The 7,362-nt window shown below is 62.8% G+C and carries 9 protein-coding genes; 1 reads left to right on the top strand and 8 read right to left on the bottom strand.

The genetic code is table 11. The features are described from left to right. Positions 1 to 37: 37 nt before the first annotated feature. The 4 genes from trmB to IDM28_RS00445 form a co-directional block, all read right to left on the bottom strand. Complete coding sequence (trmB, locus tag IDM28_RS00460) at positions 38 to 760, bottom strand: tRNA (guanosine(46)-N7)-methyltransferase TrmB (RefSeq protein WP_101315467.1); 723 nt, start codon at positions 758 to 760, stop codon at positions 38 to 40. Between the two features lie 9 nt (positions 761 to 769). Then, a complete protein-coding gene (locus IDM28_RS00455) occupies positions 770 to 1,564 on the bottom strand; it encodes a thiazole synthase (protein ID WP_101315465.1) in 795 nt (264 codons plus the stop codon). A 49-nt stretch (positions 1,565 to 1,613) separates the two neighbouring features. Continuing rightward, positions 1,614 to 1,814, bottom strand: a complete 201-nt coding sequence (gene thiS, locus IDM28_RS00450; protein WP_101315463.1) for a sulfur carrier protein ThiS — start codon at positions 1,812 to 1,814, stop codon at positions 1,614 to 1,616. A gap of 102 nt (positions 1,815 to 1,916) precedes the next feature. Beyond that, the gene (locus tag IDM28_RS00445) at positions 1,917 to 2,288 is read right to left on the bottom strand and encodes a DUF423 domain-containing protein (protein ID WP_101315461.1); all 372 of its coding nucleotides are present in this window, start codon (positions 2,286 to 2,288) and stop codon (positions 1,917 to 1,919) included. A gap of 65 nt (positions 2,289 to 2,353) precedes the next feature. Here IDM28_RS00445 and mtgA point away from each other — a divergent pair, with 65 nt between their 5' ends. Beyond that, on the top strand, positions 2,354 to 3,064 hold the full coding sequence (gene mtgA, locus IDM28_RS00440) for a monofunctional biosynthetic peptidoglycan transglycosylase (protein WP_188035147.1): 711 nt from the start codon (positions 2,354 to 2,356) through the stop codon (positions 3,062 to 3,064). 79 nt (positions 3,065 to 3,143) lie between these two features. Here the strand turns inward: mtgA and rpoH are convergent, their stop codons facing one another. From rpoH to ftsY, 4 genes are all read right to left on the bottom strand, one after another. Next, entirely contained in the window at positions 3,144 to 3,998 is an 855-nt protein-coding gene (gene rpoH, locus IDM28_RS00435; protein ID WP_101315457.1) for an RNA polymerase sigma factor RpoH, read from the bottom strand. 104 nt (positions 3,999 to 4,102) lie between these two features. Then, on the bottom strand, positions 4,103 to 5,128 hold the full coding sequence (gene ftsX, locus IDM28_RS00430) for a permease-like cell division protein FtsX (protein WP_103435675.1): 1,026 nt from the start codon (positions 5,126 to 5,128) through the stop codon (positions 4,103 to 4,105). Continuing rightward, the gene (gene ftsE, locus IDM28_RS00425; RefSeq protein WP_101315453.1) at positions 5,125 to 5,796 is read right to left on the bottom strand and encodes a cell division ATP-binding protein FtsE; all 672 of its coding nucleotides are present in this window, start codon (positions 5,794 to 5,796) and stop codon (positions 5,125 to 5,127) included. Before ftsE ends, ftsX begins: the two co-directional genes overlap by 4 nt. After that, positions 5,793 to 7,337 (bottom strand): signal recognition particle-docking protein FtsY, encoded by a 1,545-nt coding sequence (gene ftsY / locus IDM28_RS00420; protein WP_188035146.1) that lies wholly within the window; start codon positions 7,335 to 7,337, stop codon positions 5,793 to 5,795. The genes ftsE and ftsY overlap by 4 nt, the downstream gene beginning before the upstream one ends. Between the last annotated feature and the right edge of the window lie 25 nt (positions 7,338 to 7,362).

Genomic DNA, 7,362 nt, shown 5'->3' with positions numbered 1-7,362 from the left:
GGGGCGCACAGCGCCCCCAATTCAGCCGACGCCGGTATCAGTCAACCTTCTCGAACTTCAAATCCCAGACGCCATGCCCAAGTCGTTCGCCACGGCGTTCGAACTTGGTGATCGGCCGCTCTGTGGGGCGCGGTACATAGGTGCCATCCTCGGCCTGGTTGCGATAGCCCGGCGCGGCGCTCATCACTTCCAGCATGTACTCGGCATACGGTTCCCAGTCGGTGGCCATATGGAAAACGCCACCCGGCTTGAGCTTGCTGCGCACCAGTTCGGCGAACTCCAGTTGGACGATGCGGCGCTTGTGGTGACGAGCCTTGTGCCACGGGTCCGGGAAGAACAGCATCAAGCGATCAAGGCTGTTATCCGCGACACAGCGGTTGAGCACTTCGATCGCATCGCAGTCGTACACCCGCAGATTCTGCAGCCCCTGGGTCAGCACGCCATTGAGCAGCGCGCCAACACCCGGGCGGTGCACTTCGACGCCGATGAAGTCCTGCTCTGGTGCGGCAGCAGCCATCTCCAGCAGCGAGTGCCCCATGCCGAAGCCGATTTCCAGGGTGCGCGGCGCCGAGCGGCCGAATACCTGGTCGTAATCGACCGGGCTGTCGGCCAGCGGTAGCACGAACAGGGGCGCGCCCTGATCAAGACCACGTTGCTGGCCTTCGGTCATGCGCCCAGCGCGCATCACGAAACTCTTGATGCGGCGGTGCGGGCGCTCTTCGCCGTCAGCGGGGATCGGCGTATCTTGCGATTCAGTCATCAGAAACTCTTACTTGATCAGACCATCCAGCGGCGACGAGGCGCTGGCATACAGTTTTTTCGGCATACGCCCGGCCAGATAAGCCAGACGACCCGCATTGATAGCGTATTTCATGGCTTCGGCCATCAGCACCGGTTGCTGGGCGTGGGCGATGGCCGAGTTCATCAGCACCGCCTCGCAGCCCATTTCCATGGCGATGGTGGCATCGGAAGCGGTACCGACGCCGGCATCGACCAGCACCGGCACCTTGGATTCTTCAAGGATGATCTGCAGGTTGTACGGGTTGCAAATGCCCAGGCCGGTACCGATCAGGCCCGCCAGCGGCATCACCGCGATGCAGCCGATCTCTGCCAGCTGACGCGCGATGATTGGGTCATCACTGGTGTAGACCATCACGTCGAAACCTTCCTTGACCAGCACTTCGGCGGCCTTGAGGGTTTCGATCACATTGGGGAACAGGGTCTTCTGGTCGGCGAGCACTTCCAGCTTGACCAGGTTGTGGCCATCGAGCAGCTCACGGGCCAGGCGGCAGGTACGCACGGCTTCGATTGCGTCGTAGCAGCCAGCGGTGTTGGGCAGGATGGTGTAGCGGTCGGGTGGCAGCACGTCGAGCAGGTTCGGCTCGCCCGGGATCTGGCCCAGGTTGGTGCGGCGCACGGCGACTGTGACGATCTCGGCACCCGAGGCTTCGATGGCCAGGCGGGTTTCTTCCATGTCACGGTACTTGCCGGTGCCAACCAGCAGGCGCGACTGGAACGTGCGCCCGGCCAGGATGAAGGGCTTGTCGCTACGAACATTGCTCATCGTTGTTCCTCTGGAAAGGTTGCGGGACTTGCAGGTGAACGTCAGGCGACTAGCCGCCGCCGATGGCGTGCACCACTTCGAGCTGATCACCTTCGTTTAGCAGCGTGCTGTCGTGCTGGCTGCGCGGCACGATATCGAGATTGAGCTCGACAGCCACCCGGCGCCCAGTCAGCTCCAGCCGCGCGAGCAAGCCGGCAACGCTCTCACCGGCAGGCACTTCGTAGGGTTCACCGTTCAATTGAATGCGCATGCACACGGCCACCGTTGTTCTTTGGGGCCCGCATTCTAGCCCCGATCAACCTCTGAACCCAAGGGCGACAGCCGCCATTAGTCGCGATTGTGGACCAGCCGGTCAGCCCAGCCGCCACGCCGCCAAGCCCAGGCACAGCCAGCCGGCAAGGAAGCACAGGCCGCCGATGGGGGTGATCATGCCCAGCTTGCTCACGCCGGTCAGGGTCAGCAGGTAAAGGCTACCGGAGAACAGCACGATGCCCACGGCGAACAGACAACCGGCCCAGCCGACCAGCCGCCCTGGCAGATGCGCAGCCAGCAGGGCAACGCCAAACAGCGCCAGGGCATGCACCAGCTGATAGGTCACACCGGTATGAAAGATCGCCAGGTAGTCGGCAGTCAGGCGGTTTTTCAGGCCGTGCGCGGCAAACGCACCGAGGGCGACACCGGTGAAGGCAAAAAACGCGGCCAGCATGAGGAAGCTTCGAAGCATGGGGAGGACTCCTCGAGAGGGGTCTGTATAATGGCCGGTTCCATCGGTCCGGCCAAGCCATCGCCATGCTGTCATCCCTGATCCGTCGCTGCGTACGCGCCCTGCTCTGGTTTGCCGCCGGCAGTATCGTGCTGGTTCTGGTCCTGCGCTGGGTGCCGCCACCGGGCACCGCGCTGATGGTCGAGCGCAAGGTGCAGTCGTGGTTCAGTGGCGAGCCGATCGACCTGCAGCGTGACTGGCAGCCGTGGCAGGGCATATCCGATGACCTCAAGGTTGCGGTGATTGCCGGTGAAGACCAGAAATTTGCCAGCCACTGGGGTTTTGACATCCCGGCGATTCAGGCAGCGTTTGCCCATAACGAGCGCGGCGGCAATATTCGCGGAGCGAGCACCTTGACCCAGCAGGTAGCCAAGAACCTGTTCCTGTGGTCGGGCCGCAGCTGGTTTCGCAAAGGCCTGGAAGCCTGGTTCACGGCGGTGATCGAGCTGTTCTGGTCCAAGGAGCGGATCCTTGAGGTGTACCTGAACAGCGTCGAATGGGGCCCTGGGGTATTTGGCGCCCAGGCCGCAGCGCGTTACCACTTTGGCGTCGATGCCAGCCGTCTGACGCGCCAGCAGGCCGCGCAACTGGCTGCAGTGCTGCCCAGCCCGCTGAAGTGGAATGCCGGCCGGCCGAGCACCTATGTTGCCAGCCGCGCAGGCTGGATTCGCCGGCAGATGAGCCAGCTGGGTGGCGCCGACTACCTGCAGCAGCTTGAGGCAGGCCGCAGCCAGTGAATTAGCCGCTGGCGTTCAGCAGCGACAAAAAAACCGCCTGCCCCATCAGGGCCAGGCGGTTTTTTCATTGCTGCGACGATCAGGCTGCGATCAGTGCCTTGACCTTGTTCATCGCATTCTTCTCGAGCTGGCGAATACGCTCAGCCGATACGCTGTACTTCTCGGCCAGCTCATGCAATGTGGCCTTCTCTTCAGCCAGCCAGCGCTGATAGAGAATGTCGCGGCTGCGATCATCCAGCCCGCTCAGGGCCTGGTGCAGATTGCTGGTGGAGTTATCGCTCCAGTCAGCGTCCTCGAGCTGCATCGCCGGATCGTAGCGGTGATCTTCAAGGTAATGCGCCGGCGATTGGAACGCGCTGTCGTCGTCCGCTTCAGCAGCAGGATCGAAGGCCATGTCATGGCCGCTCAGGCGGCTTTCCATCTCGCGCACTTCACGCGGCTCGACGCCCAGGCTTTCGGCGACACGATGCACTTCATCGTTGTTCAGCCAGGCCAGACGCTTCTTCTGGCTGCGCAGGTTGAAGAACAGCTTGCGCTGGGCCTTGGTGGTCGCGACCTTGACGATGCGCCAGTTGCGCAGGATGAACTCATGGATCTCGGCCTTGATCCAGTGCACCGCGAAGGACACCAGACGTACGCCCATTTCCGGGTTGAAGCGTTTGACAGCCTTCATCAGGCCGACGTTACCTTCCTGGATCAGGTCAGCTTGCGCCAGCCCATACCCTGCATAGCTGCGTGCGATGTGCACGACGAAGCGCAGGTGGGCCATAACCATTTGCCGAGCAGCCTCAACATCCTGCTCGTAAAAAAGACGTTCGCCCAGTTCACGCTCCTGCTCGGGCGTCAGCAGGGGAATGCTGTTCACCGTATGTACGTAGGCTTCCAGGTTTGCACCGGGGACCAACGCATAGGCAGGTTGCAACGAAGTGGTCATTCAAGAACCTCCGACTCACTGGATTCGTGCCTTGTGAGCACTGCCATAAATGACCGGAAACTGTCGTGCAAGTTCCCGTTTACGTCAATGATGGCGCAAAAACATTATCGTGGGGCCAGCTCATTCAAGTGGCGAGCCACCGCAATCCATGCACCGATATACCCTAACAACACCGCACCAATCAAGAGCGACAGACCGTCGGCAGCCGGCACACCGGCCAGCGCAAAGTCACTGCCATACAGCCCGGACAAGCCGATTACCGCGTCGTTGAGCCAGTTCAGGCCAAACGCCAGAATCGCCCAGGCCAGCAGCCCGGCGCCCAGCCCATACAGCGCGCCCATATACAGAAACGGCCGGCGTACGTAGCTGTCGGTACCACCGACCAGCTTGATCACTTCGATCTCGACGCGGCGGTTCTCGATATGTAGACGAATTGTGTTACCGATTACTAACAACAAAGCTGAAACCAGCATCACGGCCAGGCCAAAGACGAAACGATCGCCCAGCTTGAGGATCGCCGCCAACCGCTCGACCCAGACCAGGTCCAGCTGCGCCACATCCACCCGTGGAAGCTCAGCCAGGCGCTGGCGCAAGGCTTCCAGGGCCGGCTTGTCGACTTCGGTCGGGGTCACTACGACCACCCCGGGCAAGGGGTTGTCCGGCAACTCGCGCAGCGCCTGGCCGAGGCCCGACTGCTGCTGGAACTCTTCCAGAGCCTCTTCGCGGCTGACGAACTGGGCATCTGCTACGCCAGGCATGCCTTTGATTTCATCTCGCAGCGCTTCGCCTTCCCTGCTGCCCGCATCGAGCTTGAGGTACAGCGAAATCTGCGCAGCGCGCTGCCAGGAGCCGCCCAGTTGCTCGACGTTCTTCAGCAACAGCGACAGGCCCATGGGCATGCTCAGGGCCACGGCCATCACCAGGCAGGTGAAGAAGCTGCCGATCGGCTGCTTGGCCAACCGGCGCAGGCTGTCGAGCAGGCTGGCGCGGTGGCTTTCCAGCCAGGCGTGGAACAGGGTGCGGAAGTCCGGGCCGTCGTCGTCGCTGCCGCCGCGTTTCTTGCTTGGTTGCGGATCAGCGGGCTTGGGCGCAACACGCTCGGAAACCTTGGGGGTGCGGGTAGTACTCATTGGCCAGCCTCGCCATCGCCGATCAGTCGGCCGCGTTGCAGGGTCAGCATGCGGTGGCGCATGCGGGCGATCAGTGCCAGGTCGTGACTGGCAATCAGAACGGTGGTGCCGAGGCGATTGATGTCCTCGAACACGCCCATGATCTCGGCCGCCAGGCGCGGGTCGAGGTTGCCAGTAGGTTCGTCAGCCAGCAGCAAAGCCGGCTGGTGAACGATGGCACGGGCAATACCGACGCGTTGTTGCTGGCCGGTGGACAGGTCCGCCGGGAACAAATCGCCCTTGTCGCTCAGTGCCACGCGCTCCAGCGCCGAATCAACGCGCTTGGCGATTTCCGGCTTGGACAGCCCGAGAATCTGCAACGGCAAGGCGATGTTGTTGAACACGGTGCGGTCGAACAGCAGCTGGTGATTCTGGAACACCACGCCGATCTGCCGGCGCAGAAACGGGATCTGCGCGTTGCTGATCTGGCCGAGGTCTTGCCCCGCCAGCAGCAGCTTGCCGCTGGTCGGGCGCTCCATGGCCAGCAACAGACGCAGCAAGGTGCTCTTGCCGGCGCCGGAGTGGCCGGTAACGAACAGGAACTCGCCGCGACGGGCGCGGAAACTCAGCTCATGCAGGCCGACGTGGCCGTTGGGGTAGCGCTTGGCGACCTGTTCGAATCGAATCATGAAGGCTCCCGCTCATTGAACAGGGCTTTGACGAACGGCTCGGCCTCGAAGGTGCGCAGGTCATCGATGCCTTCACCCACACCGATAAAGCGGATCGGCAGTTTGAACTGCTTGGCCAGGGCGAAGATCACCCCGCCTTTGGCGGTGCCGTCCAGCTTGGTCAGGGCCAGGCCGGTCAGCTCGACGCTCTGGTGGAAGTACTTGGCCTGGCTGATGGCGTTCTGGCCGGTGCCTGCATCCAGCACCAGCAGCACTTCGTGGGGTGCGTCGGCATCCAGCTTGGCGATCACCCGACGGACCTTCTTCAGCTCTTCCATCAGGTTGTCTTTGGTGTGCAGGCGGCCAGCAGTGTCGGCGATCAGCACATCGGCGCCACGAGCCTTGGCGGCCTGTACGGCATCGAAGATCACCGAAGCCGAGTCGGCGCCGGTGTGCTGGGCGATGACCGGGATCTGGTTACGCTCACCCCAGACCTGCAACTGCTCGACCGCAGCGGCGCGGAAGGTGTCGCCGGCAGCCAGCATGACCTTCTTGCCATCGAGCTGGAGCTTCTTGGCCAGCTTGCCGATAGTGGTGGTTTTGCCAGCGCCGTTCACGCCAACCACGAGGATCACGTAGGGTTTGTGCTGGGTGTCGATGTGCAAGGGCTGCTCGACCGGGCGCAGCAGCGCGGTCAGCTCGTCCTGCAGCGACTTGTACAGCGCGTCGGCGTCGGCCAGCTGCTTGCGCGCAACCTTCTGCGTCAGGTTCTGCACGATCACCGACGTGGCTTCGACGCCGACGTCGGCGGTCAGCAAGCGGGTTTCGATTTCTTCGAGCAGATCATCGTCGATGATTTTCTTGCCCAGGAACAGGCTGGCCATGCCTTCGCCGATGCTGGCGCTGGTCTTGGACAGGCCTTGCTTGAGGCGGGCGAAGAACCCGGCCTTGGCAGGTTCGCTGGCAACGGCAGGGGCTGCGGCCGGCTCGACGACGGCAGGCAGAACGGCGGCGGCGACAACAGCCGGCTCAGGTTCGACGACTGGCGCGACAGCAACTACCGGAGCTTGTGGCTCTGGTTCTGGCGTTGGCTCGAGTACAGGAGCCTGAGCAACCAATTCAGGCTCGGCAACCATTTCAACCGCAACCGGCTCGACCAGCGGCCGCACAGGAATGACCGGTGGCGCAACTGGCTCAAGGTCCGGCACCAGCGCAACCGGCTCCTCGGCCACCGGCAGCACCAGATTGCTGACCGGCGGTGCAGTTTCAGCCACGGCCGCTGGCGCAAGCGGCTCACGTTCAGGTTCAGGCGCAGCCTCGACAACCGGCTGCGGCGCAATCACCGGCGCCGCTTCAAGCAGCACAGGCTCAGGCTCGGCCAGCGCCGCCGGCGCAACCGGAGCAGCCTGCTCGACGGGTGCAACAGGCTCTGCAACCTGGGTTTCAGGGGTTTGCGGCTGTTCGGCGACAGCTTGCTGTGGTTTCTTGCGGAACCAGCCGAACAGGCCTTTTTTCTCACCAGCCTCGGCCGGCGCTTTCTTGTCGTCGTTGGAACCAAACATGGAGGACGGCTATCTCAAGTCGCGA

Origin of the sequence: Pseudomonas sp. EZ-C24, assembly GCF_014525325.1 — a bacterium.
GTDB classification, from domain to species: Bacteria; Pseudomonadota; Gammaproteobacteria; order Pseudomonadales; family Pseudomonadaceae; genus Aquipseudomonas; species Aquipseudomonas shirazensis.
Note: the sequence above shows the minus strand (reverse complement) of the source record. Positions and strands in the feature narration are given on the sequence as shown.